Here is a 25161-nt window from a genome sequence, read left to right on the forward strand (position 1 = left end):
ATGAACGACACGGCTGACACGCATCGTCGTGTCGTGGTCATTTTCGGGGGCCGCAGCGAGATCGGCACCGAACTCGCAGTCCGGCTCGCCCCAGCGGCCACCGTGGTGCTCGCCGCCCGCGGCGCAGACCGGCTCGACGAGCAGGTCGCGGCGGTGCGCGCCGCCGGTGCAGCGGCTGTGCACACCCTTGAGTTCGACGCCGACGAAGTCGCAGGTCACGCGCGCCTCGTCGAGGAGATCGAATCCGCCCACGGGCCGATCGGCACTGCCGTGCTGGCGTTCGGTGTCCTGGGCGATCAGGCGCGCGCGGAGTCCGATTCCGCGCACGCGGTGGCCGTCGTGCACACCGATTACGTCGCGCAGGTCGGTCTGCTGACCGAGCTTGCACAGCGCATGCGGGTGGCAGGCGAAGGCCGGCTGGTGGTGTTCTCGTCGATCGCCGGCGCCCGCGTGCGCCGCGCCAACTACGTCTACGGGTCGGCCAAGGCAGGCCTCGACGGTTTCGCCTGCGGATTGTCCGATGCGCTGCACGGCACCGGCGTGCAGTTGCTGATCGTGCGGCCGGGTTTCGTCATCGGGCGGATGACCGAAGGCATGGAACCCGCGCCGTTCTCCAGCACGCCCGCGCAGGTGGCCGATGCCGCCGCCAAGGCGCTGGCCAAGGGGAAACGGGCGGTGTGGGTGCCGTGGGTGATCCGCCCGATGATCTTTGTGACGCGGTTCGTGCCGCAATTCGTTTGGCGAAGGATGCCCCGGTGATGAGCGCATGCGCGAAGAACAGAGAGCCGGTGATCACAGTCGTGGGCATCGGCGCCGACGGGATGGCGGGGCTCTCGGCGGCCGCGCGCGAGGAGTTGGCGAAGGCTGCCGTGGTCTACGGTTCGCCACGCCAGTTGGCGCTGCTCGACGCCACCGTGACAGCCGACCGCAGGGCTTGGCCGTCGCCGCTGCTCCCAACCTTGCCGACGTTGTTCGGCAGCTCCGACGTCCATGTGGTGGCCAGCGGGGATCCGCTGCTGCACGGTATCGGCGCCACGCTGATCCGGCAGTTCGGCGCGCAGCGGGTGCGCGTCCTGCCACAGGTGTCGAGCGTGACGCTGGCCTGCGCGCGGCTGGGCTGGACGGTGCAGGACACCGAGGTGATCAGTTTGGTCACCGCGGCGCCGCACACCGCGGTGCGCCGAGGCGGTCGGGCCATCGTGTTGTCGCGGGACGGGGCAGGGCCGGCCACCTTGGCCCGGTTGCTCACGGAATCCGGCAGGGGCGATTCCGAGCTCACCGTGCTCGAGCAGCTGGGCGGGCCCGCCGAGCGGCGCCGCGACGGCACTGCCCGCGACTGGGCGACGACGGCGCCCACCGACGTCGACGACCTCAACGTCGTCGCAGTGACCTACCTGCCCGACGACCGCCGGGCCCACGCGCTGCCCGACGAATCATTCAGTCACGACGGGCAGCTCACCAAACAATCCATCCGGGCCGTCACGTTGGCTGCCCTGGGCCCGCGGCCCGGGGAACTACTGTGGGACGTCGGTTCGGGCTCGGGCAGCGTCGCGATCGAATGGTGCCGTAGCGCGCCCGGGTGTGCGGCGGTGGCGTTCGAACGTGACGAGCAGCGACGCGACCGAATCCGCGGCAACGTCACGTCTTTCGGCGTGCGGGTCGACGTGTGCGGCGCGGTGCCCGAGGCTCTGGACGCGGCACCGGACCCGGCGGCGATCTTCATCGGCGGTGGCGTGACGCAGCCGGGTCTGTTGCAGGCCTGCTATGACCGGTTGCCCGCGGGCGGTCGAGCGGTGGTCAATGCGGTCACCGTTGAGTCAGAAGCCGTTGTCGCGCACTGGTATTCGAAGGAAGGCGGCGAGTTGCGGCGCTATCAGCACTATCAGGGCGGGGCGATCGGTGGTTTCACCGGCTGGCGACCGGCCCTGCCGGTCACCCAGTGGTCGGTGGTCAAGCGATGACCGTGTTCTTCATCGGGGCCGGCCCCGGCGCAGCCGATCTGATCACCGTGCGCGGGCAGCGGTTGCTCTCCAGTTGTCCGGTTTGCCTGTACGCCGGGTCGATCATGCCGTCGGATCTGCTGGCGTTGTGCCCGCCCGATGCGAAGGTGGTCGATACCGGACCGCTGACCCTGGAACAGATCATCGACGAACTGGTCGTGGCCGACAAGGCTGGTCTGGACGTCGCCCGCCTGCATTCGGGGGATCCGTCGATCTACAGCGCACTCGCCGAACAGTGCCGCAGGCTCGACGCGTTCGGTGTCCCTTACGAAATCGTGCCGGGGGTACCGGCATTCGCCGCCGTCGCCGCCGCACTCGGCCGGGAACTGACCGTCCCCGGGGTCGCGCAAACCGTCACCCTGAGCCGGGTGGCGACGCTGTCCACCGCGATGCCCGAGGGTGAGGACCTCCGCACCTTGTCGAAGCCCGGGTCGACGCTGGTGTTGCATCTGGCCGCCGCGCAGATCGACGCCATCGTGCCGGAGCTTCTGGATGGCGGATACCGCCCAGAAACGCCTTGCGCCGTGGTGGCATTCGCGAGCTGGCCCGAGGAGATCGTGCTGCGCGGCACACTGGCGGACATCGCCGAGCAGATGCACACCGCAGGGGTCACCCGCACCGCGGTGATCGTGGTCGGCGACGTTTTGGCGGCCGAGGGCTTCACCGACAGCTACCTGTATTCATCGGGCCGGCGCCGCGGCAGCAGACACTGATGCGTGTTCTGCTGCTCGGCGGAACAGGGGAGGCCCGGGCGCTCGCCGCCGCCCTGCATCCTGACGTGGAGGTGGTCAGCTCATTGGCCGGGCGGGTTCCGGATCCGGCGCTGCCGGTCGGCCCGGTCCGGATAGGCGGGTTCGGCGGCGTCGACGGGATGCGGACCTGGCTTCTGGACGAAGGTATCGACGCCGTGGTCGACGCCACTCATCCGTTCGCCGCGACCATCACCGCCCACGCCGCGCAGGTGTGCTCGGAACTGGGTCTTCCGTATCTCGTACTGGCCCGCCCGGCGTGGTCGCCCGGGAATGCGATCGCCGTGGGGTCGGATACCGAAGCGGCGGAAACCGTTGCGGCCAAGGGTTATTCGCGGGTCTTTCTGACCACCGGCCGGTCCGGCACCGCGGCGTTCCGAGATGTCGACGCGTGGTTTCTGGTCAGGGCTGTCACCGCGCCAGACCCCGCGACCTTGCCGGTCCGCCACCATCTGCTGCTCTCCCGCGGGCCCTATCGGTACGAGGGGGAGTTGGCACTGCTGGCCGAGCACCGCATCGACGCGCTGGTCACCAAGAACAGCGGCGGCGAGATGACTCAGCCCAAACTGGACGCTGCGGCCACCGCGGGGGTTGCGGTGGTGATGGTGGACCGGCCGCCACTGCCGACCGGTGTGCAGACGGTGGCCACGGTCGACGAAGCGGTGCGTTGGGTCAGGCGTTGATGAGATCCAACGTGCCGAGTTCGCGGATCGCCTGACATCCGCGCTCGGCCATCACCAGCATCATGTCGTCGCCGCGCTCGGTGGAGGTGGCGAACGCGCAACCCAGCACGGTGATCAGTGGAGCTTGCAACATCCCCAACCGGTAGTCCTGCCAACAAGTTTCGCGGTCATAGCCGGTGACCCCGTGAGTGAGCAGTGTGCGGTGATACTCGTCGACGAGATTCGCCTCGACTGCGGCCCTGGCCAGTGGCAGCAGGCTCGTCGCGGTGAAATAGGACAGGTCGCGGGCCGGTAGTCCGGAGCCGAGCGTCTGCCAGTCCACGACGGTGATGCGGCTGCGGTCGGGATCGAACAACATGTTGTCGAGCCGATAGTCACCGTGCAGAATCGCGAACCGATCCGGTTCGGCCAGCAGCCAAGGTGTCACCACCGACATTGCCGCGCCCAGCGTTTCGCGGTTCTCGGCGCTCATGCGCGCACCGAGCTTGTCCAGGGTGATATCGGCAGCCATCTTCGCGATATCGCCGAACCCCTTCGCCGAATCGGGCTCCGGTTTGGGCATGGCGATGCCGGGGAAGTTGGCCCACTGTGGGTCACACCAGGTGGGGCCGTGCAGATTGGCCAGTGCCCGCACTGCCAGGGTGGCCTCGTCGGCGGTGCAGCCTGCGATCTGATCGCCCTGGACCGCGGGTGCCATATCGGCCAGCAGCAAGACGAAATCGGCTCCCTCACCTGCGATCTCACAGTGGTGGCAGTGCGGGACCGGGATCTGCACCCGCGATGCGACGTTGGTGTAGAACGCGTGCTCGGAACGGTAGCCGATGCTCACGCGGTCGCGCACGGTGTCGTCCTGTGAGGGCAACTTGATCGCGAATGTATCTGGCAGATCAGGGCTGTCGGCGTAGGTGACCGAAACCCGGTAGGTGGCGCCGGTCTGCCCGGTCCCGATCGGCGCGGTCGTGACGGAGGTGACCTCGGCCCGCAGAATCGTCGAGAGCCACGAGGCGGTCACCTCGGCGGGCCGGCTCGGTATCGATACGGCGGCGGTCACTGCGCGGTCTCCGTCATCCCGTAAATGGCACCCATCCAGATCGCCTCCGCACCTTCCAGTAGTTGTTGGCGGGTCAGCGGACCGCCAATGATGAACCGCTCCAGCAGCCGGTCGTTGAACTCCATCAGCAGGCCCGCCAACACCCGTGGGTCCGTCCCCTCGGGGGCACGGCGGCTTGCGCGCTCGGCGGTGATAACCGCGGCCACCTTCGGGACGAATGACTCTCGAGCGTCGTCCCACATCTCGCGGACCGCGGCGCTGCTCCCGCGTGCCTCCAGCATGGCCTGGAACAGGTAGCGATGATCCTCTGCCGTCCGCAGGATCGCGTCGAGTGTGTCGTGGACCCGGGATTGGGGCGGTTCGGCGGTGTTGGCGAGGATGTCGTTGGCCGCCGACAGCGCGTCGTGCATCGGCTCGAGCAATGCGGCCACGGCGGCCGCCTTGTTCTCGAAGTAGAAGTAGAACGCCGAGCGGCCGACCCCGGCCTGCCGGGCCACTTCGGCGATGCTCAGCGCGTCGAAGCCGGTCTGACGCAGGTGCTCGTTCAGCGCCTGCAGGATCGCAGTGCGCCGCTGGTCGCTGCGCTGCGGTTGACGGCGATCGACCGCAGACCGCACCGGTGCCCCCTGTTGCGCCACACGCCTCCCATCCGAACGGGTGTGACGCCGGACACTAATCGGGATTCTGACAGCAGTCAATAAAAGTCGACGACAGTCAGCCGGGGTAGCGGCGGGGAGTGAACACCCGGTCGCCGTCCGCGTCGGAATACCACTGAGTCTGCGACGACCCGATGATCAGCAGACAGCGCATGTCGACGTCGGTGGGATCGAGATCGGCCAACCGGACCACCCGGACACTCTCGCCGGGGCCGGGCTCCGCGCCGGAGACGCTGCGCCCGATGATCACCGGGGTACTCGGATCGCGATGTTGCAGCAGCAGCTCACGCATCGCGCCCACCTGCCACGTCCGCGTCTTGGAAGCCGGGTTGTAGATGGCCAGCACCAGGTCGGCCTTGGCCGCCGCGGCCAGGCGCTCGGCGATCACGTCCCACGGCTTGAGCCGGTCGGACAGCGAGATCACCGCATAGTCGTGACCCAGCGGCGCGCCGGCCCGACTGGCGACCGCCTGAGCGGCCGTCATCGCCGGAACCACCCGCACCTCGACGCCCGGCCACTGCTTGGCTTCCTCCAGCACCGCGGTGGCCATCGCGAACACCCCCGGATCACCCGATGACACCACCGCGACCACCCCACCCTGCTGGGCCAGCGTGCAGGCCAGACGGGCGCGTTCCGGTTCGTCGGTGTTGTCGCTGGGATGGTGGCGCTGCCCGGTCCGGATGCCGACGCGCTCAAGGTAGGGCCCGTAACCGATGAGGTCGGTGGCCGCGGCCAGCTCGCGTCGGCTCTGCGGGGTCATCCAGTCGTGGTCACCGGGGCCGAGCCCGACGACCACCACGCTGCCTGCCGCCGCGCGGCGCCGGGTGCCGCCGGGGATCATGGCCAGCGAGAAGTACGGGACCTTCGCCTCGTCGACGTCGCCCGCCGGCGCCACCCGCTCGCGCGTCGTACTGGCCCGCTCCACGTAGAAGGCCTCGTCGAGCCGGCCGGTCGACGAAAGTGCTTCGCGCACCCGGGTATACGAGCGGCCGAGTTTGAGCACCACCGCGGCGTCGGTATCGGCCAGGCGACGTTTGAGTTCGTCAGCCGGCAGCGTGCCGGGCAGGATGGTCAGCACCTCGTCGCCCTGGACGAGCGGGGTGCCGGTGGCGGCTGAGGCTGCGCTGACCGAGGTGACGCCGGGAACGATGACGGCGTCGAACCGAGAAGTCAGCCGGGTGTGCATGTGCATGTACGAGCTGTAGAACAGCGGATCGCCCTCAGCCAGCAGTGCCACGTCAAGGCCGGCCTGGAGGTGCGCGGCGATTCGCTCGGCGGATTCGGCGTAGAAATCCTCCATCGCGCCGGCGTAGCCGCCGGGATGGTCGGTGGTCTCGGTGGTGAGCGGATAGACCAGGTGCTCTTCGAGCTGCCCGGGCCGCAGGTACCGCTCGGCGATCTCCCTGGCAATGCTGTGCCCGTGCCGCGCGCTGTGGTACGCCACGACGTCGGCCTCGCCGATCAGCCGGGCCGCCTTGACGGTGACGAGCTCCGGATCGCCAGGCCCCAGTCCGACGCCGTAAAGGGTCCCTCTTGTCGCGCTCATTCGTGCTCACTCGCTATCGCATTGACGGCGGCGGCGGCCATCGCGCTGCCACCGCGCCGACCCGTCACCACCAAATAGGACATCCCGCGGGGGCGTTCGATCAGCTCCTGCTTGGACTGCGCCGAGCCGACGAAGCCGACCGGGCCGCCCAGCACCGCCGCGGGCGTGGGCGCACCCTCGTCGAGCAGCTCCAGCAACCGGAACAGGGCGGTCGGCGCATTGCCGATCGCCACGACGGCGCCACCGAGGCGATCGGCCCACAGGTCGACGGCGGCCGCGGACCGCGTGCTGCCCAACCGGGCGGCCAGCTCGGGGGCGCGGTGATCGGCCACCAGCGACACCACTTCGTTGTCAGCGGGCAGCCGTGACCTGGTGATTCCGGCCGCCACCATCGAGGAATCACACAACACCGGGGCGCCTGCAGCCAGTGCCGCGTGGGTTCTGGCGACGACGTCGTCCGTGTAGGCGACATGGTCGGCGACGTCGACCTGGCCGCAGGTGTGGATCAGCCTTACCACCACGCGCGACACGTCGGCGGGGAAGCGTGAGAGCTCCGCTTCGGCGCGGATCGTCGCGAACGACTGCCGATAGATCTCGCCGGCATCGCGGATGTAGTCGAGCACGCGACAACCCTACGGGGAGGGGTTACGCGCTCGATATCCATCCTCGGTGGCGATCAAAACCTCGCCGACGGGCGGGCTGCCGCAGGCCCGGTCGCAGCCGACGAAGTGCCGGTGGATTTCTGATGGGCTGTTGACGGCCCGCGCCGCATCCGCGCGCACATCGGCAACCGACTTGGCGCAGCCCGGGCTGCCTGTACAGGCACTGACGGCCAGCCACGGTGAGTTCTCGTCGAACACCAATCCCATCGGCGCCAGCACCCGCAGTGCCACGTCGGCGGCGGCGTCGTCCAGGTCGAACACCAGAATCGACCGCCACGGGGTGATGGTCAGTGGCGCCTCGATGGCCGCGAGAAATTGCGCCTCTCGGGCACCGAGTACGCCCAGCGGTAGTCCGGCGCCCAGTGCGACCTTGCCATCGCGCTGCTCGATCCAGCCGACCGGAGGTTTGACAGTCGGCGGCCACTGCGCACCGGCGGGTGAGGAGACGTCCAATCCGTCCAGGAGCGGTGACAGATCTTCCAGTTCCGTGATGCGCCAGCACTTTCCGCGTGTCTGGATGAAGCGTTTGGCAATCGTCGTCAGCGTCGGGACCACGTCGGTGACGGCCAGCCGCACCCCGGTGTCGATGCCGCCGAGCAGCAGCGCAGCGGTGTCGGTATCGAGCAGGTGTGCACCGGCGTCCGCGGCCAGTCCGGAGACGTCGCCACGGCCGTCGTCGAGGCTGAAAAGGAACCGGCCGGGCAGCTCGGCCAACATCGGCTCAGCCTGGATGGCCAGGTCGAGTGCGCCGACGAGGTCCCGGACGTCGGCCACGCCGCCGGACCGACCGGACAGCGGCGAGGCCACGATGTTGCGGACCCGCTCGTGGGTCGGTGACGGCAGCAGACCGGCTTCGGTCAGGGCGCCGGCCACCGCGTCGGTGTCGGTGAGGGCCCGGATCTGGATGTTGCCGCGCGAGGTGAGTTCCATTGCGGGGGAGCCGAATTGCGATGCGACCTCGGCCAGCGCCGCGAGTTGTGTCGCGGTGATGACCCCGCCGGCAAGCCGGATCCGCACCAGGGCGCCATCGGCGGCCCGGTGCACTGTCAGTGCACCGGGGCAGGCGTCCTGCTCACGGCTGCGGGCCATAGGTTCCCATTGTAGGTAGGGCGATTCGCCGGTCCCGACCCGAATCCGTGCGACGATTGTCCAGGCGATGCCCGGTATCGATAAGGCGGCAAGGCGCGTGGCCACTGTGCTCGTGCTTGTGATGCTGGCTGCCATCGCATTGCGCGGATATGTTCCTGGCGGTCGTCCCGCACCCGCCGAACCGGACACTGATTCTCCCGTCAGCCTCGTCGCCCTCGTCGCACTGCTGGCGGTCGCGCTCGCCGGATTCGCCTTCGCCGTGATCACCGCGCCTCGCAAGCCGACCGGATCCGGCGATCCGGATTTTCAGCGCCTGGAATTGCGTGGGCTGCAGGTGCGGCTGCGTTTGCGGTGGGTACTGGTTGCGCTGGCGGTGCTGTTGGGCTGGCTGCTCGTCGTGGTGCTGATCACCCAGTGGGCCGACGCACCCGAACTACCGCCGCCGGCGCCCCCGCCGACATCGACACCACCGGGGTCTCCCGCCCAGTCGCCACCGGATCCGACCGGTACCGGCGAGAACGCGTTCGGGTATCTGGCTGCGGCGACGGTGATCCTGCTGCTGATCGTGGCGTTCGGCACCGTCGTACAGGCGAGAAGACGTGCCCGCCCGGCGACCTGGTTCGACGACGGCGAGCGGGTGGCCCCGCCACACCAGCCGAGCGGACCCGAAAAGCTCGCGCGGGCAGCAGAACTCGGACTGGCCGAGATCGGCGATCTCAGCCGCGATCCGCGCACCGCGATCATCGCCTGTTACGCCGCAATGGAACACGGTCTGGCACAGGCGCCCGAAGTGGTGCCGCAGGAGTCCGACACCCCGTCGGAGGTGCTGGCCCGTGCAGTGCGTCACCATGCGTTGTCCCCGGACAGCGCAACCGAACTCGTCGAGCTCTTCACCGAGGCGCGGTTCAGCCCCCATGTGATGAGCGAGATCGACCGCGATGCCGCGGTGCGGGCGTTGCATCAGGTGCTCGCCGACTTGCGGAGCCTGGCGTGAAGAGAATGGTGTTGGCGGGTTTTCTGCTGGTGGTGCTGGTGGAGGCGTGGGCCGTGGTGCTACCGGATCGCAGCGTGATCGGCTGGGTCGCCGGCGCCGCGCTGGCCGTGCTGCTGGTGATACTGCGCTCCTCGCTTCGCGAAGACCGCGACAAAGCCGGCGGGCAACCGTCGTCCAACGATGCCGCCGAGCTCCTGGCACAGTGGAGATCGGAGACCGAAACCCTGGTCCGCCGAGCCGATTCCACGCGGCTCCAGTGGGACCGGCACCTGCGGCCCCGGCTGGCCAGAGAGTTCGCGGCGGCCACCGGGCACCGGCAGGCTGCCGATCCGGCGGCATTTCACGCGACCGGCCGGATGTTGTTCGGTGCGCAGCTGTGGCAGTGGGTGGATCCCGACAACGTTGTGTCCGGCATGGCCGCACGAGCCGACGAGCCCGGTCCGGGCCGGGCGGTTCTCGGCGAGATCCTGCAACGATTGGAACGGCTATGACCGGCCCGATGCCCGTTTCCGCCCAGGCGTCGGCGGCCGCGACCGCGCGTGGAGTCCTCGACGAGATCGAGCGCGTGGTGGTGGGCAAGCGCGATGCGCTCACCCTCATTCTCACGGCACTGCTGGCGCGTGGACACGTTCTCATCGAAGATCTTCCGGGACTGGGCAAGACCCTCATCGCGCGGTCGTTCGCGGCGGCGCTCGGGTTGAAGTTCACCCGCGTGCAGTTCACCCCGGACCTGCTGCCCGCGGACCTGCTCGGCTCCACGGTGTACGACATGCAGTCCGGCCGTTTCGAGTTCCGTCCGGGGCCCATCTTCACCAATCTGCTGATGGCCGACGAGATCAACCGCACCCCGCCCAAGACCCAGGCGGCGCTGTTGGAGGCGATGGCTGAGGGGCAGGTCAGCATCGACGGCCAGACCCACCGGCTGCCAGCCCCTTTCATTGTGTTGGCCACCGACAATCCGATCGAGTACGAGGGCACCTATCCGCTGCCCGAAGCCCAGCTCGACCGATTCGCCGTGCGCCTTGAGCTCAAATACCTGTCCGTGCAGGACGAGACCTCGATGCTGCGCCGTCGGCTGGATCGTGGATCGGCCGAGGTGGTGGTGAACCGGGTTGTCGACGGACCACAGTTCCTCGCGATGCGGGAAGCCGTGGAACAGGTGACGGTGCACGACGACGTCCTGCACTACGTGGTGGCCCTGGCCGGGGCAACCCGGCACCATCCACAGGTCGCGGTCGGCGCCAGCCCGCGTGCCGAACTCGATCTGGTTCAGCTGGCGCGGGCCCGCGCGCTGTTGGTGGGCCGTGACTACGTCATTCCCGAGGACATCAAGATGCTCGCCGTCGCGGCGATGGCGCACCGCATCAGCCTGCGCCCGGAGATGTGGGTGCGCAGCATCCACGGATCGGATGTGATGAGCGAACTTCTTCGCCGACTTCCGGTGCCCCGCGCCAATGCCTGACGCCCGCTGCGCACAAGCCCGACCGCGTTGGGTTGCAGCGCCGCTGGCCAAGGCGCTGGCGACTGCCGCGGCGGTCGTACTGATCGTCGCCGTTGCCGGATCACGTTGGCAGTTGGTCGCTTTCGTCGCACCGCTGCTCGGAGTGCTGTGCTCGATTCACTGGCAGCGGCCTGCGGCGAAGGTACGGGTGTACGGGGAGCCCGGCGTGCTGCGCTGCTTCGAGAACGAGACGGCACAGCTGTCGGTGTGGGCAGAGGCCGACGCCGGTGCCGGCTGCCGGCTGGCGGTCGAACCGGTCGACGGCATGCACGTCGAGGTGCTCGGCGGCGCGGCAGGGCAGCGGGTGACGGTGCGGGCCAGCGCATCCCGCTGGGGCCACTACCCTCTGCGGGCCCGGATCGAGGTGACCGCGCCAGGCGGTCTGACGGTCGGGGAAGCGACCGTGGATGCCGCCGAGTTGTACGTGTTCCCGCTCGCCGCACCGCAGGTGACCCCGCTGCCGCGTGCCGAACTGCCCGACCGGCTCGGTGCCCACCTGACCCGGCACACAGGGCCAGGCGTCGAGTACGCCGATGTGCGGCCCTACGTCCCCGGCGATCACCTGCGCACCGTCAACTGGCCGGTGAGTGCGCGCCGGGGCCGGTTGCACGTCACCGAACGGCTCACCGACCGTGGTGCCGACGTCGTCGTGTTGATCGACACCCACGACCAGGCACCCGGTCCGGCCACCGAGGCCACCGAGCGCACCGCCCGCGGTGCGGCCCAGGTGGTGCAGAGTGCGCTGCGCAACGGCGACCGCGCCGGCATCGTGGCTCTGGGCGGCAAGCAACCGCGCTGGCTCGGAGTCGACATCGGTCGCCGCCAGTTCTACCGGGTGCTCGACGCCGTGCTCGGGGTCGGGGGTGGATTCGAAACCACCACAGGGACATTGGCGCCGCGCGCAGCAGTCCCGCCGGGCGCGATCGTGGTGGCATTCTCGACCCTGCTGAGTACCGAGTTCGCGCTGGCGTTGATCGAACTGTCGAAACGCGGCCACACCGTCGTCGCCGTCGACGTCCTTCAGGGCGCACCCTTCGACGCCGGCCTGGATCCACTGATTGCCCGCATGTGGGCGCTGCAGCGCTCGGCCATGTACCGCGACATGGGCACGATCGGCATCGATGTCGTGCACTGGAGCCACGACGGCCCGCTTCAGGACGCGATGCGGCTGATCCCGGACCGGCACCGGCACGGGCACGTGCACCGGAGGTTGTGACGGTGTCCGCGCAACCGGCTCCACGGACCTTCTCGACGGTGTTCGGGCTGCTCATGGCCGGCGCGGCGGCGGCAACCGCCGAGGGGTCCGCGCTCGTGGCGGCCGCGGTGGCAGGGGTGGGGGTGCTGATCGGGCTGTGGATCCGGCCCGCCGCGACGGCTGCGGTGGTTGCGGCCGCTGTCTCGCTCGCGTTGTCGGAGCCGGCGCCGTTGTTCGCCGCGCTGGCGGGGCTCTCGGCCACCGCGTATCTGGTGATCCGGCATGCGGTCGAAACACCGGACACGGCGACCACGACGCGCCAGACCATGCTTGCCGCAATCGGTTTCACCGCCGCCGGGCTGGCAGCGGCGGCCTTGCCCGTCAGTGTGGCCTGGTTACCGCTGCTGGCGCCCCCGGCGGTCGCCGTCGCCTACTTCCTTGCGCTGCGCCCGTTTGTCGACACCGGCCGTTGGAACGCCGAACGATACCGTCCGATGTGACATCCATCACTGCTACGCAAACCTGTTCCCTCCCTTACATATCGGCCCCTTTCAGCCCCGCCCGGGCGTAAGTTTGCGGCAAGTACCCCGGACCACCGGTACCGGGATTGAAACAGGTTCCAGGAGGGGACAGATCATGGTTGCTTTCGGCGGTTTCGCGGTGCTCGTACTCCTGCTCGTCGCGGCCGCGGGCCGGCCGTACCGGCAGACCTGGCATGACCGCTTCGGCGAGATTGCGCCCTAGTACGGTACGAATGGTGGGTGTCCCACCCCACCGTCCTGCTGCTGTCGACCTCAGACACCGATTTGATCACTGCCCGCGCCAGCGGGACCGGATATCGATGGGCCAACCCGTCGCGGCTGGTCAGCGGCGAACTTGAGGAGTTGCTCGACGGCGTCGACATCGCCGTCGTGCGCATTCTCGGCGGCTACCGCGCCTGGCAGGACGGCATCGACGCCGTTGTCGCCGGCGGCGTGCCCACGGTCGTCGTGAGCGGTGAACAGTCGCCCGACGCCGAATTGATGGGACATTCGACCGCGCCACAGGGCGTGGCTCTGCAAACCCACATCTACCTCGCCCAGGGCGGCGTCGAAAATCTGGGCAACCTGCACCGATTCCTGTCCGACACCCTGCTGATGACGGGGTTCGGATTCGCCCCGCCGGTCATCACCCCGACCTGGGGCCTTCTTGAGCGCGACGAGGCCGCCCCGATCGACGGGCCCACGGTCGCGGTGCTGTACTACCGTGCCCAGCAGCTCGCCGGAAACACCGGGTATGTCGAGGCGTTGTGCCAGGCCATCGAGAGCGCGGGCGGTCGGGCGCTGCCGGTTTTCTGCGCATCGCTGCGCACCGCCGAACCCGAGCTGCTCGAACTGCTCGGCACCGCCGACGCCCTGGTCACCACGGTGCTGGCCGCCGGCGGCGCGACGCCCGCCACGGTCGGGGCCGGCGGAACCGACGACTCGTGGAACGTCGCACACCTTGCCGCCCTTGACGTCCCGATCCTGCAGGGGCTATGCCTTACGTGTTCGAGGGCAGACTGGGCCACCAGTGACGACGGTATGTCTCCGCTCGACGTCGCCACCCAGGTCGCGGTCCCGGAGTTCGACGGCCGGATCATCACGGTGCCGTTCTCGTTCAAGGAGATCGACGACGAGGGGCTGATCTCCTATGTGGCCGACCCGGAGCGCTGCGCCCGGGTGGCGGGCCTGGCGGTGCGTCATGCCCGCCTGCGTGCCGTCCCGGCCGCCGAAAAGCGCGTGGCCGTGGTGTTTTCGGCCTATCCGACCAAGCATGCTCGCATCGGCAACGCGGTCGGGCTGGACACTCCGGCAAGTGCGGTGGCGCTGCTGCGGGCGATGCGCGAACACGGCTATGACCTGGGCGAGGCCGCCGACATCCCGGGCGTGGAGTCCGGCGATGGTGATGCCTTGATCCATGCCCTGATCGAGCGCGGCGGGCAGGACCCGGAGTGGCTGACCGACGTGCAGTTGGCCGGTAATCCGATTCGGGTGCCGGCCAAGGATTATCGGGCGTGGTTCGCGACCCTGCCCGCCGAACTGGCCGATGCGGTCGTCGAACATTGGGGCCCGCCGCCGGGGGAGTTGTTCGTCGACCGCAGCCGCGACCCCGACGGTGAGATCGTCGTCGCCGCAATGCAAGCCGGCAACATTGTGCTGATGGTGCAGCCGCCACGCGGCTTCGGGGAGAACCCGGTCGCCATCTATCACGATCCCGATCTGCCGCCCAGCCATCACTACCTGGCCGCCTACCGGTGGCTGGACTCGTCCTTTCCTGGTTCTTTCAAAGCCGACGCGGTGGTGCATCTCGGTAAGCACGGCAACCTGGAATGGTTGCCCGGCAAGACCCTCGGCATGAGCGCGGCCTGTGGCAGCGATGCCGCGCTCGGCGATCTACCGCTCATCTACCCGTTCCTGGTCAACGATCCCGGTGAGGGCACGCAGGCCAAACGTCGTGCGCATGCCACCCTCGTCGACCACCTGATCCCACCCATGGCGCGCGCCGAAAGCTACGGCGACATCGCGCGACTCGAACAGCTGCTCGACGAGCACGCCAACGTCTCGGCGCTCGATCCCGGCAAGCTGCCCGCCATCCGGCAGCAGATCTGGACGCTGATGCGCGCCGCCAAGATGGACCACGACCTGGGGCTGGAGGACCGGCCCGACGAGGACTCATTCGACGACATGCTGCTGCACGTCGACGGCTGGCTGTGTGAGATCAAGGATGTGCAGATCCGTGACGGGCTGCACATTCTCGGGGAAAAGCCAACCGGGGCAGGCGAACTCGATCTCGTGCTGGCGATCCTGCGGGCCCGCCAGCTGTTCGGCGGTGAGCAGACCGTGCCCGGCCTTCGGCAGGCGCTCGGGTTGATCGAGGACGGCAGCGATGACCGCGCGGCCGTCGACGCGGCCGAAGCCGGTGCGCGTGAGCTGGTGGCCGCGCTGCAGGAATCCGGTTGGGACGCTTCTGCGGTCGACGGGCTGACCGACAACGCCGAGGTGGCGCAGATCTTGCGATTCGCCGCCACCGAGGTGGTGCCGCGGTTGGCGGGCACCGCGTGCGAGATCGACCAGGTGCTGCGGGCGCTCGACGGCGGCTTCATCGCCTCTGGACCATCCGGTTCGCCGCTGCGCGGCCTGGTCAACGTGCTGCCCACGGGGCGCAACTTCTACTCGGTGGATCCCAAGGCGGTGCCGTCGCGGCTGGCCTGGGAGACCGGGGTGGCGATGGCCGATTCGCTGCTCAACCGGTACCGCGACGACTACGGTCGCTGGCCGCAGTCGGTCGGGCTGTCGGTGTGGGGGACCTCGGCCATGCGTACCTCAGGCGACGACATCGCCGAAGTGCTTGCGCTTCTTGGCGTCCGGCCGGTGTGGGACGACGCGTCGCGGCGCGTCGTCAACCTCGAGGCGATCGAGCTCGCCGAGCTCGGGCGGCCCCGCATCGATGTCACGGTGCGCATCTCCGGGTTCTTCCGGGACGCGTTTCCACACGTGGTCACCATGCTCGACGACGCGGTGAAACTGGTCGCGGGCCTCGATGAACCGGCCTCCGACAACTACGTCCGCGCGCATGCACAGGCTGATCTGTCCGAGCATGGCGACGAAAGACGCGCCACCACACGAATTTTCGGATCCAAACCCGGTACCTACGGGGCCGGGCTGTTGCAGTTGATCGACAGCCGCAACTGGCGGGACGACGCGGACCTGGCACAGGTGTACACGGCGTGGGGCGGATTCGCCTACGGGCGCGGGCTGGACGGTGCACCCGCCGCCGACGACATGAACCGGGCGTACCGCCGAATCGCCGTGGCAGCCAAGAACACCGACACCCGTGAGCACGACATCGCCGACTCCGACGACTACTTCCAGTACCACGGTGGCATGGTCGCCACGGTGCGGGCCCTCACCGGCCAGTCGCCTGCCGCCTACATCGGGGACAACACCCGTCCCGACGCCGTGCGCACGCGCACGCTGTCCGAGGAGACCAACCGCGTGTTCCGGGCCCGCGTCGTCAATCCACGGTGGATCAACGCCATGCGCCGGCACGGCTACAAGGGCGCCTTCGAGATGGCCGCCACCGTCGACTACCTCTTCGGCTATGACGCCACCGCCCACGTGATGGCCGACTGGATGTACGAGCGGTTGTCGGCCGAATACGTGCTGGACGACGAGAACCGCAAATTCATGTCCGAATCCAACCCCTGGGCGCTGCACGGCATGGCCGAACGATTGCTCGAAGCCGCCGGCCGCGGCATGTGGGCCGAACCCGAGCCTGCAACGCTCGACGGTCTGCGGCAGGTGCTACTGGAGGCCGAAGGCGAACTCGAAGGTTGACGACTAACTTTACGGGCGTGCCTCTCACCTTCGCCGATGTCGCCAAAGCCAACTACATCCTGCTGACCACCTTCACCAAGGACGGCCGGCCCAAACCGACTGCGATCTGGGCCGTGCCCGAGGGGGACCGCCTGTTGGTGATCACCCAGGCGGATGCGTGGAAGGTCAAGCGCATCCGCAACACCCCACGGGTCACCGTCGCGGTGTGCGACATGCGGGGCAACCCCAAGAGCGAGGCTGTGGAAGCGCAGGCCGTCATCTTGGACAAGGCCCGCAACGGTGACATCTACGACGCCATCGGCAAGCGGTACGGCTTGGTCGGCAAGACGTTCAACTTGTTCTCCAAGCTGCGCGGCGGCATGGAGCGCAACATCGGCCTGGAACTCAGCGCGGCCACGTAGCCGCGTGGAACCCGATCGCCGTCGTCGACGTTGTCAGTACATGGCAAAGCGGCTGTTCCTGCTCTACGCGCTGATCGAGGTGGCGGTGGTCGTCGCGCTCGTGGCGACGATCGGCTTCGGCTGGACGGTGCTGCTGCTGGCCGCGTCGTTCGCGGTCGGACTGGCGCTGGCCGGTTCGCAGATCAGCCGCCAGCTGCGCCGGTTGCGCTCCGGGCTGACCGCCGCGAGTGCGCAGGGCGCCGTCACCGACAGCGCCCTCGTGGCGCTGGGCACGGTGCTGGTCGTCATTCCCGGCCTGGCCAGCTCGGTGCTGGGGGCGCTGCTGTTGCTGCCGCCGACCCGGGCCGCCGCACGACCGGTGTTCACCGCGATGGCCGCCCGCAGGGCACCGGTGATCATGATGGCCCCTACTGCTGGATATCGCGGACGGACCGGCGACTCCGCCGCAGACTATATTGACGGCGAAGTCATCGACGTCACCGATGCCGATGTCGTCGATCCGTATCGTCTGCCCCCCACGCCCTAGCCGCGACTGAAACAGCTTGCCGACACTCCTGATCAACGGGCGCATCCACAGCCCCACGCATCCCGACGCGACCGCGCTGGCGGTCCGCGACGGCGTGGTCGCATGGCTTGGTAGCGATGACGTCGGCCGTGCGCAGTTCCCCGACGCCCGCGTCGTCGACCTCGACGGCGGCTTCGTCGCCCCGGCGTTCGTCGACAGCCACGTTCATCTCACCGCCACCGGCCTGAATCTCGACGGCCTCGATCTGCGTCCGGCCACGTCCCTGCAGCATTGCCTACGGTTGATCGCCGAGCACGCCCAACACCACCCCGAAGGCCCGGTCTGGGGGCACGGCTGGGACGAGTCCGGCTGGCCCGAACGCACCCCGCCGAGCACCGCGGAGTTGGATGCGGTGCTGGGGGATCGGCCGGCCTACCTGGCCAGGGTGGACGTGCATTCGGCGGCGGCGACGACGGCGCTGCGCCTGCTGGCGCCGGGACTGCCCGAGGCGGCAGGCTTCGAGCCGCAGCAGCCGCTGCGCGCCGACGCACATCACCTGGTCCGGGCGGCGGCCCGCGACCGGTTGACCCCGCAGCAACGGCACGACGCGCGCGTCGCCGCACTGGATCACGCGGCCGGCCTCGGGATCGTCGCGGTGCATGAATGCGCGGGCCCGCAGATCGGCGGCCTGGACGACTGGCACGAGCTGCGGCGCATCGACCACGGCGTCGAGGTGGCCGGCTACTGGGGCGAACCGGCCGGCGGCGTCGACCATGCGAAGGCGCTCATCGCCGAGACCGGGGCCCGCGGCCTGGCCGGGGACCTGTTCGTCGACGGGGCGCTGGGCTCACACACCGCGTGGTTGCGCGCGCCCTACAGCGACGCCCCGCATACCTGCGGCAACCGGTACCTCGATGCCGCCACCATCACCACACATCTGCAGGCCTGCACCGAGGCGGGTATCCCCGCCGGATTCCACGTGATCGGCGATGCCGCCGTCACGGCCGTCGTCGACGCTCTGTCCATCGTGGTCGACAAGCTCGGGGCACCCGCGGTGGCGCGGTGCGGCCACCGCCTCGAACATCTGGAGATGGTGACCGCCGCCCAGGCAAGGCAACTGGGGTCATGGGGCGTGACGGCCAGCACGCAGCCCAACTTCGACGCGTTGTGGGGCGGCGCGGACGGCATGTACGCCCAGCGTCTCGGGCCTGATCGAGTTCACCAGCTCAACCCGCTTGCGCTGTTAGCATCCGAAGGCGTGCCCCTCGCCTTCGGCTCCGACACCCCGGTCACCAGCATGAATCCCTGGGCGACCGTGCGGGCGGCGGTCGCGCATCGGACGCCGTCGAGTGCGGTCTCGGCCCGCGCTGCGTTCGCCGCGGCCACCCGCGGGGGCTGGCGGGCCGGCGGAGTGCGCGACGGGGTGACCGGCACTCTGGTGCCAGGTGCTGCTGCCAGCTACGCGGTGTGGGATGCCGACGACCTCGAAGTGAGCACTCCGGCGAACGCCGCGCAGCGTTGGTCCACCGACCCGCGGTCGCGAGTACCCGCGCTGCCACGTCTGGCCGCCGGTGCGGAACTGCCCCGTTGCCGTCAGACCGTGCACCGGGGTGTCGTCATCCATGGCTAGGGACCGCAGGTTCGATCGGCTGCGGGACGGACCCAACGAGGTCACCGAGGTGATCCCGGCCGTCGTCGATGAAGACGCCGAGGACCTCGACGACTATGACGACGAGGATTTCGACGGGAAACCGGACACCACGCTGGGCGCACGCGCCGGCCGGTTCGGCCAGGCGGTGCTCGACCGGTGGCCGCAGCTCAGCGCCACCGTCGGCGGCGGGCTGGCGTTGTGGGTGAGCTTTCCGCCCGTCGGCTGGTGGTTCGCCGCCTTCGGCGCGTTCGCGCTGCTGGCCTGGGTGCTGACCAAGAAGTCGACCACGGCAGGCGGTGGCTTCGGCTACGGGCTGTTGTTCGGGCTCGCGTTCTACATTCCTCTGCTGCCGTGGATCAGCGGCCTGGTCGGGGCGGTGCCCTGGTTGGCACTGGCCTTGGCGGAAGCGTTGTTCTGCGGACTGTTCGGCCTGCTCGCCGTCGCAGTGAGGCGATTGTCCGGTTGGCCGTTGTGGTTCGCCGCATTGTGGGTTGCGGTGGAGTGGCTCAAATCGACCGTGCCGTTCGGCGGATTTCCTTGGGGCGTCGTGGGTTTCGGTCAGACCAACGGACCGCTGCTACCTATCGCACGGCTGGGTGGGGCGCCGCTGCTGTCCTTCGCGGTGGCGCTGGCCGGGTTCAGCCTGACCTTGATGGCACTGGAGATCGTGCGGTGGTGGCGGCACGGACACAAGCCGGGCGTCCCCGCGCCTGCTGTCGTGCTGCCCGGGGTGTCGATCGCCGTGGTGCTGTTGGGCACCGCGGTGGTGTGGCCGGGCGTGCGACATTCGGCCACCGGTGCGGGTGACGAACAGACCGTCACGGTGGCTGCCGTGCAGGGCAACGTGCCTCGGTTGGGGCTGGAGTTCAACGCGCAGCGCCGCGCGGTGCTCGACAATCACGTAACCGAAACGTTGCGCCTGGCCGAGGACGTCCGCGCCGGCCGGGCCGCGCAGCCGATGTTCGTCATCTGGCCGGAGAACTCATCCGACATAGATCCGCTGGCCAATCCGGACGCCGCTGCACAGATCTCCGCGGCGGCCGAAGCCATCGAGGCGCCCATCCTCGTCGGCGGCGTCGTCAAGGCGCCCGGGTACACCGCGGACAATCCGGTGGCCAACAACTCGGTGATCGTGTGGAACCCCACCGACGGCCCTGGCGAGCGTCACGACAAGCGGATCGTGCAGCCGTTCGGCGAATACCTGCCGTGGCGCGGTTTCTTCAAGCACCTGTCCTCCTACGCCGACCGCGCCGGCTACTTCGTCCCGGGCGACGGCAACGGCGTGGTGCATGCCGCGGGAGTGCCCATCGGGGTCACGACGTGCTGGGAAGTGATCTTCGACCGGGCCGCCAGGGAATCGGTCCTGGGCGGCGCCCAGATGCTGGCGGTCCCCACCAACAACGCCACGTTCGATGAGGCCATGAGCTCCCAGCAGTTGGCGTTCGGCAAGCTGCGGGCCGTCGAGCACGACCGTTACGTAGTGGTCGCAGGTACCACCGGCATCAGCGCGGTCATCGCCCCGGACGGCCGTGAGCTGGCCCGCACGGAGTGGTTTCGGCCCGCGTATCTCGACAGCCAGATCCGGCTCAAGTCCACCTTGACCCCGGCTACCCAATGGGGCCCGATCGTGCAGGCGGTGCTGGTCATCGTCGGTTTCGGCGCCGCTGTTTGGGCATTACTCGCCGCGATACTGCACAATGGAGGGTTCGTGCCAAAAAAGTTCAGGCGCCGGATCGCGAACACCGGCGACGATGAAGGAGCCACATGAGCCCGAGTGAGCGCACTCTGGTGATCATCCCCACCTATAACGAGCGGGAGAACCTGCCGCTGATCGTCGGACGCGTGCATGTCGCCTGCCCGGAGGTGCATATCCTCATTGTCGACGACGGTAGCCCCGACGGCACCGGCGAACTCGCCGACGAGTTGGCCCTGGCCGACGCCGACCGCGTCCACGTCATGCACCGCAGCAGCAAGGCCGGATTGGGCGCGGCCTATCTGGCCGGGTTCGAGTGGGGCCTGGGCCGGGGCTACTCGGTGCTGGTCGAGATGGACGCCGATGGCAGCCATGCACCCGAGGAGCTCCGCAGACTGCTCGACGCGGTCGACGCCGGGGCGGACCTGGTCATCGGATCCCGGTACGTCTCCGGCGGGACGGTCCGCAACTGGCCGTGGCGCCGGCTGGCGCTGTCGAAGACCGCCAACACCTATTCACGTTTCCTCCTGGGCGTCGGCATCCACGACATCACCGCCGGATACCGGGCGTACCGGCGCGAGGTGCTGGAGAAGATCGACCTGGCCGCCGTGGACTCCAAGGGCTACTGCTTCCAGATCGACCTGACGTGGCGCGCTATCAACAACGGATTCCGCGTGGTCGAGGTGCCGATCACCTTCACCGAGCGTGAGTTGGGCGTGTCGAAGATGAGCGGATCCAACATCCGCGAGGCGATGTTCAAGGTTGCCGAGTGGGGCATCCGCGGCCGCCTGGACCGTGCCAGGGGCGTGGTGCGCTAGGCACACGCTCTGTCTACACGTGAGCTGTCTATACAAAAACACCGCGAGCCCGCGCACAGTGCGCGGGCTCGCGGTGTTTTTGCAGTTCAGCTACCGCGACGCTTGGTCTTGATGATGTCGAGGCGCTCCTTGAGCAGTTCCTCGAGCTCTTCGACCGAACGACGCTCCAGCAGCATGTCCCAGTGGGTCCGCGGCGGCTTGACCTTCTTCGGCTCCGGCACGTCCCCCTCGATGAGGGTGCCCTCCAGGCCGTTGCGGCACAGCCAGGTGCCGGGGATCTCGGCGTCGTCCGCGAACGGGACGTCGAATTCCTCACCGTTGTCGGTGCGGTAGCGCGCGACCTGACGCGGCGCCAGGTCATGGTTGCGGTCGGTCTCGTAGCTCACTGCTCCGAGCCGACTGCCTCTCAGGACACGATCAGCCATCGTCAACACTCCTCATCACGCGATTTCGTCCGGAAGATTCAACGCACCGCAGCGTTGCCAAGTTCCCGACTCGACCCTCCATGATACGCGGTTTGCGGTAGAGGCCCGTCTACAGTCGGGATACATGGCCGCCGGAACCCGCAGACGCAACCGTCCGCAGCCATGTCGGTGGTGCGGGCGCGAGGTCGCCGACGCGCAGATGGGACGGCGTCGCCAGTACTGCAGGCAGTCTTGTCGGCAGCGCGCCTACGAACAACGCGCCATGGTGAAGGGCACGTCGCTGGCCCCGGATTCGGTTGTCCTGACCGCCGACGAGGCCGCGCAGCTGTCGGATCGGGTGTATCAGGTCAGATGTGCGGCCGAGGACCTCGCGACAGCGGTCGACGAGGGCGCGGGTGCGCCGGAGTTGCGGCAACTCTGCGACGCGTTGATGCAGGCGGCAAAGGCGGCCGACGGCTGGCGTTAGTTGCCTCGGTAGTCACCGGAAACGCCCGCTTCGGCCAGGTGGCCTTGCCGCACTTTCATTTCGTTCACCCGGATTCCAACGCTTACCGGCTGTTTCCGCGGTGCGTAGCGTCAGCTCACCGTGACCAGTACCGCCGTTGCGCTTACGCCCACCGCGCCTGCACCCAAACACCGGTCGACGCAACGAAAGTGGGGCATCGTCCGGCTGATCTCGCCGGTGGTGCTGCTGGCCTTGTGGCAGTTGGGCAGCGCGGTGGGCCTGATATCGCAGGACGTGCTGCCGGCCCCGTCGTTGATCATCGAGGCCGGGATAGAACTCGTCCGCAACGGCCAATTGGCCGACGCGCTACAGGTATCCGGCATTCGGGTGATCGCCGGGCTGCTGCTGGGCGGCATCGTCGGCGTCGGGCTGGGGACCGCTGTCGGGCTGTCCCGCTGGGTGGAGGCCACCGTCGACCCGCCGATGCAGATGATCCGCGCGCTGCCGCACCTCGGCCTGATCCCGTTGTTCATCCTGTGGTTCGGCATCGGTGAACTGCCCAAGGTGCTGTTGGTGGCCTTGGGAGTGAGTTTCCCGCTGTACTTGAACACATTCTCGGCCATCCGCCAGGTCGACCCGAAACTGTTCGAAACTGCTCAGGTGCTTGGCTTTACGTTCTGGCAGCGGTTTCGCACCATCATCGTGCCGAGTGCGGGGCCACAGGTTCTGGTCGGCTTCAGGCAGTCGCTGGCCATCGCCTGGCTGACCCTGATCGTCGCCGAACAGATCAACGCCGATCAAGGAATCGGCTTCCTGATCAACAACGCCCGCGACTTCTTGCGGATCGACATCATCATTTTCGGGCTGATCGTCTACGCGCTGTTGGGCATCGGCACCGACGCCATTGTCCGCCTGCTGGAACGCCGAGCCTTGAGGTACCGCTCATGACCGTGATCTCCGAACGAACGACACAGACCGCCGGCGCGCTCCGCGACGTGAACAAGTGGTACGGCGAGCAGCACGTGCTGAGCGATGTGTCGATTCGGGTCGGTACCGGTGAGATCGTCGCGCTGATCGGACGCAGTGGATCCGGAAAGTCGACCGTGCTACGAGTACTCGCCGGCTTGTCCACAGACCACACCGGTGAGCGCACAGTGGTGGGGGCGCCTGCGCTGGCGTTCCAGGAACCGAGGCTGTTCCCGTGGCGCGACGTCCGTACGAACGTCGCCTACGGTCTTACCCGCAGCCGGCTGCCCCGCTCACAGGCCCTGGCCCGGGCCGACCGGGCGCTCGCCGACGTGGGTCTCGCCGACCGCGGCGACGCATGGCCCCTGACGTTGTCCGGTGGTCAGGCGCAACGGGTTTCGCTGGCCCGGGCTCTTGTCGCAGAGCCGCAGTTGCTGTTGCTCGACGAGCCGTTCGGCGCACTGGACGCGCTGACCCGGTTGAGCATGCGCACGTTGCTGCTCGACCTGTGGCGGGAGCATGGATTCGGCGTATTGCTGGTCACCCACGACGTGGACGAAGCAGTGGCTCTCGCCGATCGGGTGCTGGTCCTGGAGGCCGGTCGAGTGGTGCACACGCTCGACATCACCGACGCGCGCCGATCGCCGGGCGATCCGTCTGCCAATACCGAACGCTACCGCGCGGAGTTGCTCGCCAATCTCGGCGTTGCGCTCTGAGTCAGACGTACACACGAATGAGGGGATGGTCATGAACACCTCCAGCCGGATGTTGGCGGCGTTGCTGCTCATCGGTGGGTTGCTCGCGGGTTGCGTTTCGCGCCAGGATAATTCGGCACCGCCGGCCGCGCCTGAAACGGTGCCGCTGTCCGAACTGTCGGGCCTGACCCTGCAGATCGGCGATCAGAAGGGCGGCACCCAGGCGCTGCTGCGAGCCGCAGGTGCGCTTGACGATCTGCCCTACCAAGTGGAGTTCTCCACCTTCACCTCCGGGCCACCGCAGATCGAGGCGGCCACCGCGGGCAGGATCGACTTCGCGATCACCGGCAACACCCCACCCATCTTCGGCGCAGCGTCGAACGCCAAGGTGAAGGTGGTGTCCGCATATGACGGCGGCGGGTTCGGCGACCAGATCCTGGTGCACGCCGACTCGCCCATCCAATCGGTCACCGATCTGCGCGGCAAGAGCATCGCGATCGCCAAAGGCAGCTCGGCACACGGCCACACGCTTGTCCAGCTCAACCGTGCCGGCATCAGCCCGTCCGACGTGAAGTTGGTGTTCCTGCAACCCGCCGATGCACTGTCGGCATTCACCCAGCGCCGGGTGGACGTCTGGGCGGTGTGGGATCCCTACACCGCCCAGGCGGACGAAGAACTACCGGTGCGCAGCATCGCGCGGGCCACGGGCGTCACCAACGGCGCCGGATTCGGGGTGGCGTCCGACGCGGCACTGGCCGACCCCAAACGCAACACCGCGCTGGCCGATCTACTTGTGCGTTATTCCAAGGCCGTTCAATGGGCCAACGACAATCGCGAACAGTGGGTGCAGCGCTACGCCGCGGAGGTCGGCCTCGATCCGGCGGTGGCCACCGTCGCGCAGGGCCGCAGTCTGCGACTGCCGACGGACCTATCCGAACAGCTGGTGGCAACCGAGCAGGAGATGGCCGATCTGTTCGCCGAGTCAGGACAGATCGCCGCGGCCCCGGACTTCTCCAAATGGGTTGACCGCCGTTTCAGCGACGAGCTGCGGCCCCTTTACCTCAACCGCAACTAGGAA

The 25161-nt window shown here is 68.5% G+C and carries 25 protein-coding genes; 19 read left to right on the forward strand and 6 right to left on the reverse strand.

Annotated features, from left to right (window positions below; all coding sequences use genetic code 11):
• From ABQF30_RS20205 to ABQF30_RS20220, 4 genes are read left to right on the forward strand one after another with little or no spacing between them, the layout of a single operon-like run.
• Positions 1-759, forward strand: a complete 759-nt coding sequence (locus tag ABQF30_RS20205) for a decaprenylphospho-beta-D-erythro-pentofuranosid-2-ulose 2-reductase (protein WP_448467018.1) — start codon at positions 1-3, stop codon at positions 757-759.
• A 29-nt stretch (positions 760-788) separates the two neighbouring features.
• Positions 789-1961: a precorrin-6y C5,15-methyltransferase (decarboxylating) subunit CbiE gene (gene cbiE / locus ABQF30_RS20210; protein WP_448467020.1), complete on the forward strand. Its 1173-nt coding sequence runs from the start codon at positions 789-791 to the stop codon at positions 1959-1961.
• Positions 1958-2713 carry a precorrin-4 C(11)-methyltransferase gene (gene cobM, locus ABQF30_RS20215; protein ID WP_448467021.1) on the forward strand — a complete coding sequence of 252 codons (756 nt, stop codon included), beginning with the start codon at positions 1958-1960 and terminating at the stop codon, positions 2711-2713. The genes cbiE and cobM overlap by 4 nt, the downstream gene beginning before the upstream one ends.
• Positions 2713-3432 (forward strand): cobalt-precorrin-6A reductase, encoded by a 720-nt coding sequence (locus ABQF30_RS20220; protein ID WP_448467023.1) that lies wholly within the window; start codon positions 2713-2715, stop codon positions 3430-3432. The genes cobM and ABQF30_RS20220 overlap by 1 nt, the downstream gene beginning before the upstream one ends.
• On the opposite strand, the gene ABQF30_RS20225 is transcribed toward ABQF30_RS20220, so the two are convergent.
• The 5 genes from ABQF30_RS20225 to cobG form a co-directional block, all read right to left on the reverse strand.
• Positions 3422-4483, reverse strand: a complete 1062-nt coding sequence (locus ABQF30_RS20225; RefSeq protein WP_448467025.1) for a phosphotransferase family protein — start codon at positions 4481-4483, stop codon at positions 3422-3424. The two genes, ABQF30_RS20220 and ABQF30_RS20225, sit on opposite strands and share 11 nt — an antisense overlap.
• Positions 4480-5100 carry a TetR/AcrR family transcriptional regulator gene (locus ABQF30_RS20230; protein WP_448467027.1) on the reverse strand — a complete coding sequence of 207 codons (621 nt, stop codon included), beginning with the start codon at positions 5098-5100 and terminating at the stop codon, positions 4480-4482. Before ABQF30_RS20230 ends, ABQF30_RS20225 begins: the two co-directional genes overlap by 4 nt.
• 97 nt (positions 5101-5197) lie before the next feature.
• Positions 5198-6685 carry a precorrin-2 C(20)-methyltransferase gene (locus ABQF30_RS20235; RefSeq protein ID WP_448467029.1) on the reverse strand — a complete coding sequence of 496 codons (1488 nt, stop codon included), beginning with the start codon at positions 6683-6685 and terminating at the stop codon, positions 5198-5200.
• The gene (locus ABQF30_RS20240) at positions 6682-7308 is read right to left on the reverse strand and encodes a precorrin-8X methylmutase (protein ID WP_448467031.1); all 627 of its coding nucleotides are present in this window, start codon (positions 7306-7308) and stop codon (positions 6682-6684) included. The genes ABQF30_RS20235 and ABQF30_RS20240 overlap by 4 nt, the downstream gene beginning before the upstream one ends.
• Positions 7309-7317: 9 nt before the next feature.
• Positions 7318-8436 carry a precorrin-3B synthase gene (gene cobG / locus ABQF30_RS20245; protein ID WP_448467033.1) on the reverse strand — a complete coding sequence of 373 codons (1119 nt, stop codon included), beginning with the start codon at positions 8434-8436 and terminating at the stop codon, positions 7318-7320.
• Between the two features lie 67 nt (positions 8437-8503).
• Between cobG and ABQF30_RS20250 the strand changes: the two genes are divergently transcribed.
• The 11 genes from ABQF30_RS20250 to ABQF30_RS20300 all read left to right on the forward strand — a co-directional run bounded on the left by ABQF30_RS20250 (position 8504) and on the right by ABQF30_RS20300 (position 21552).
• Entirely contained in the window at positions 8504-9430 is a 927-nt protein-coding gene (locus ABQF30_RS20250; protein WP_448467035.1) for a DUF4129 domain-containing protein, read from the forward strand.
• Complete coding sequence (locus ABQF30_RS20255) at positions 9427-9921, forward strand: hypothetical protein (RefSeq protein WP_448467038.1); 495 nt, start codon at positions 9427-9429, stop codon at positions 9919-9921. Before ABQF30_RS20250 ends, ABQF30_RS20255 begins: the two co-directional genes overlap by 4 nt.
• An 8-nt stretch (positions 9922-9929) precedes the next feature.
• Positions 9930-10892 carry an AAA family ATPase gene (locus tag ABQF30_RS20260; protein WP_448467040.1) on the forward strand — a complete coding sequence of 321 codons (963 nt, stop codon included), beginning with the start codon at positions 9930-9932 and terminating at the stop codon, positions 10890-10892.
• The gene (locus ABQF30_RS20265) at positions 10885-12147 is read left to right on the forward strand and encodes a DUF58 domain-containing protein (RefSeq protein WP_448467042.1); all 1263 of its coding nucleotides are present in this window, start codon (positions 10885-10887) and stop codon (positions 12145-12147) included. Before ABQF30_RS20260 ends, ABQF30_RS20265 begins: the two co-directional genes overlap by 8 nt.
• Before the next feature lie 2 nt (positions 12148-12149).
• Positions 12150-12626, forward strand: a complete 477-nt coding sequence (locus ABQF30_RS20270; RefSeq protein WP_448467044.1) for a hypothetical protein — start codon at positions 12150-12152, stop codon at positions 12624-12626.
• 261 nt (positions 12627-12887) lie between these two features.
• Complete coding sequence (gene cobN, locus ABQF30_RS20275; protein WP_448467045.1) at positions 12888-16484, forward strand: cobaltochelatase subunit CobN; 3597 nt, start codon at positions 12888-12890, stop codon at positions 16482-16484.
• Positions 16485-16501: 17 nt separating this feature from the next.
• Positions 16502-16885, forward strand: a complete 384-nt coding sequence (locus tag ABQF30_RS20280; protein WP_448467047.1) for a PPOX class F420-dependent oxidoreductase — start codon at positions 16502-16504, stop codon at positions 16883-16885.
• Positions 16886-16925: 40 nt separating this feature from the next.
• The gene (locus ABQF30_RS20285) at positions 16926-17411 is read left to right on the forward strand and encodes an FxsA family protein (RefSeq protein WP_448467049.1); all 486 of its coding nucleotides are present in this window, start codon (positions 16926-16928) and stop codon (positions 17409-17411) included.
• 16 nt (positions 17412-17427) lie between these two features.
• Complete coding sequence (locus ABQF30_RS20290) at positions 17428-19020, forward strand: amidohydrolase (protein WP_448467051.1); 1593 nt, start codon at positions 17428-17430, stop codon at positions 19018-19020.
• Entirely contained in the window at positions 19013-20809 is a 1797-nt protein-coding gene (lnt, locus tag ABQF30_RS20295) for an apolipoprotein N-acyltransferase (protein WP_448467052.1), read from the forward strand. The genes ABQF30_RS20290 and lnt overlap by 8 nt, the downstream gene beginning before the upstream one ends.
• A complete protein-coding gene (locus ABQF30_RS20300; RefSeq protein WP_448467054.1) occupies positions 20806-21552 on the forward strand; it encodes a polyprenol monophosphomannose synthase in 747 nt (248 codons plus the stop codon). Before lnt ends, ABQF30_RS20300 begins: the two co-directional genes overlap by 4 nt.
• Before the next feature lie 86 nt (positions 21553-21638).
• Here ABQF30_RS20300 and rbpA read toward each other — a convergent pair whose 3' ends face one another.
• The gene (rbpA, locus tag ABQF30_RS20305; protein WP_448467056.1) at positions 21639-21977 is read right to left on the reverse strand and encodes an RNA polymerase-binding protein RbpA; all 339 of its coding nucleotides are present in this window, start codon (positions 21975-21977) and stop codon (positions 21639-21641) included.
• A 124-nt stretch (positions 21978-22101) separates the two neighbouring features.
• On the opposite strand from rbpA, the gene ABQF30_RS20310 reads away from it, so the two are divergent.
• The 4 genes from ABQF30_RS20310 to ABQF30_RS20325 all read left to right on the forward strand — a co-directional run bounded on the left by ABQF30_RS20310 (position 22102) and on the right by ABQF30_RS20325 (position 25158).
• Positions 22102-22443 (forward strand): hypothetical protein, encoded by a 342-nt coding sequence (locus ABQF30_RS20310; RefSeq protein WP_448467058.1) that lies wholly within the window; start codon positions 22102-22104, stop codon positions 22441-22443.
• A 195-nt stretch (positions 22444-22638) separates the two neighbouring features.
• A complete protein-coding gene (locus ABQF30_RS20315; RefSeq protein ID WP_448467268.1) occupies positions 22639-23370 on the forward strand; it encodes an ABC transporter permease in 732 nt (243 codons plus the stop codon).
• Positions 23367-24104: an ABC transporter ATP-binding protein gene (locus ABQF30_RS20320; RefSeq protein WP_448467060.1), complete on the forward strand. Its 738-nt coding sequence runs from the start codon at positions 23367-23369 to the stop codon at positions 24102-24104. Before ABQF30_RS20315 ends, ABQF30_RS20320 begins: the two co-directional genes overlap by 4 nt.
• 31 nt (positions 24105-24135) lie before the next feature.
• Positions 24136-25158: an ABC transporter substrate-binding protein gene (locus ABQF30_RS20325; RefSeq protein ID WP_448467062.1), complete on the forward strand. Its 1023-nt coding sequence runs from the start codon at positions 24136-24138 to the stop codon at positions 25156-25158.
• The last annotated feature ends 3 nt before the right edge of the window (positions 25159-25161 follow it).

The organism is Mycolicibacterium sp. XJ870, assembly GCF_053483975.1.

What these genes read in the sequence shown, in the direction of transcription:
- ABQF30_RS20205 (WP_448467018.1), top strand. Translation starts at nt 1, where the DNA reads ATGAACGACACGGCTGACACGCATCGTCGTGTCGTGGTCATTTTCGGG.
- cobM (WP_448467021.1), top strand. Translation starts at nt 1,958, where the DNA reads ATGACCGTGTTCTTCATCGGGGCCGGCCCCGGCGCAGCCGATCTGATC.
- ABQF30_RS20220 (WP_448467023.1), top strand. Translation starts at nt 2,713, where the DNA reads ATGCGTGTTCTGCTGCTCGGCGGAACAGGGGAGGCCCGGGCGCTCGCC.
- ABQF30_RS20235 (WP_448467029.1), bottom strand. Translation starts at nt 6,685, where the DNA reads ATGAGCGCGACAAGAGGGACCCTTTACGGCGTCGGACTGGGGCCTGGC.
- cobG (WP_448467033.1), bottom strand. Translation starts at nt 8,436, where the DNA reads ATGGCCCGCAGCCGTGAGCAGGACGCCTGCCCCGGTGCACTGACAGTG.
- ABQF30_RS20250 (WP_448467035.1), top strand. Translation starts at nt 8,504, where the DNA reads ATGCCCGGTATCGATAAGGCGGCAAGGCGCGTGGCCACTGTGCTCGTG.
- ABQF30_RS20260 (WP_448467040.1), top strand. Translation starts at nt 9,930, where the DNA reads ATGCCCGTTTCCGCCCAGGCGTCGGCGGCCGCGACCGCGCGTGGAGTC.
- ABQF30_RS20265 (WP_448467042.1), top strand. Translation starts at nt 10,885, where the DNA reads ATGCCTGACGCCCGCTGCGCACAAGCCCGACCGCGTTGGGTTGCAGCG.
- ABQF30_RS20285 (WP_448467049.1), top strand. Translation starts at nt 16,926, where the DNA reads ATGGCAAAGCGGCTGTTCCTGCTCTACGCGCTGATCGAGGTGGCGGTG.
- lnt (WP_448467052.1), top strand. Translation starts at nt 19,013, where the DNA reads ATGGCTAGGGACCGCAGGTTCGATCGGCTGCGGGACGGACCCAACGAG.
- ABQF30_RS20300 (WP_448467054.1), top strand. Translation starts at nt 20,806, where the DNA reads ATGAGCCCGAGTGAGCGCACTCTGGTGATCATCCCCACCTATAACGAG.
- rbpA (WP_448467056.1), bottom strand. Translation starts at nt 21,977, where the DNA reads ATGGCTGATCGTGTCCTGAGAGGCAGTCGGCTCGGAGCAGTGAGCTAC.
- ABQF30_RS20310 (WP_448467058.1), top strand. Translation starts at nt 22,102, where the DNA reads ATGGCCGCCGGAACCCGCAGACGCAACCGTCCGCAGCCATGTCGGTGG.
- ABQF30_RS20320 (WP_448467060.1), top strand. Translation starts at nt 23,367, where the DNA reads ATGACCGTGATCTCCGAACGAACGACACAGACCGCCGGCGCGCTCCGC.
- ABQF30_RS20325 (WP_448467062.1), top strand. Translation starts at nt 24,136, where the DNA reads ATGAACACCTCCAGCCGGATGTTGGCGGCGTTGCTGCTCATCGGTGGG.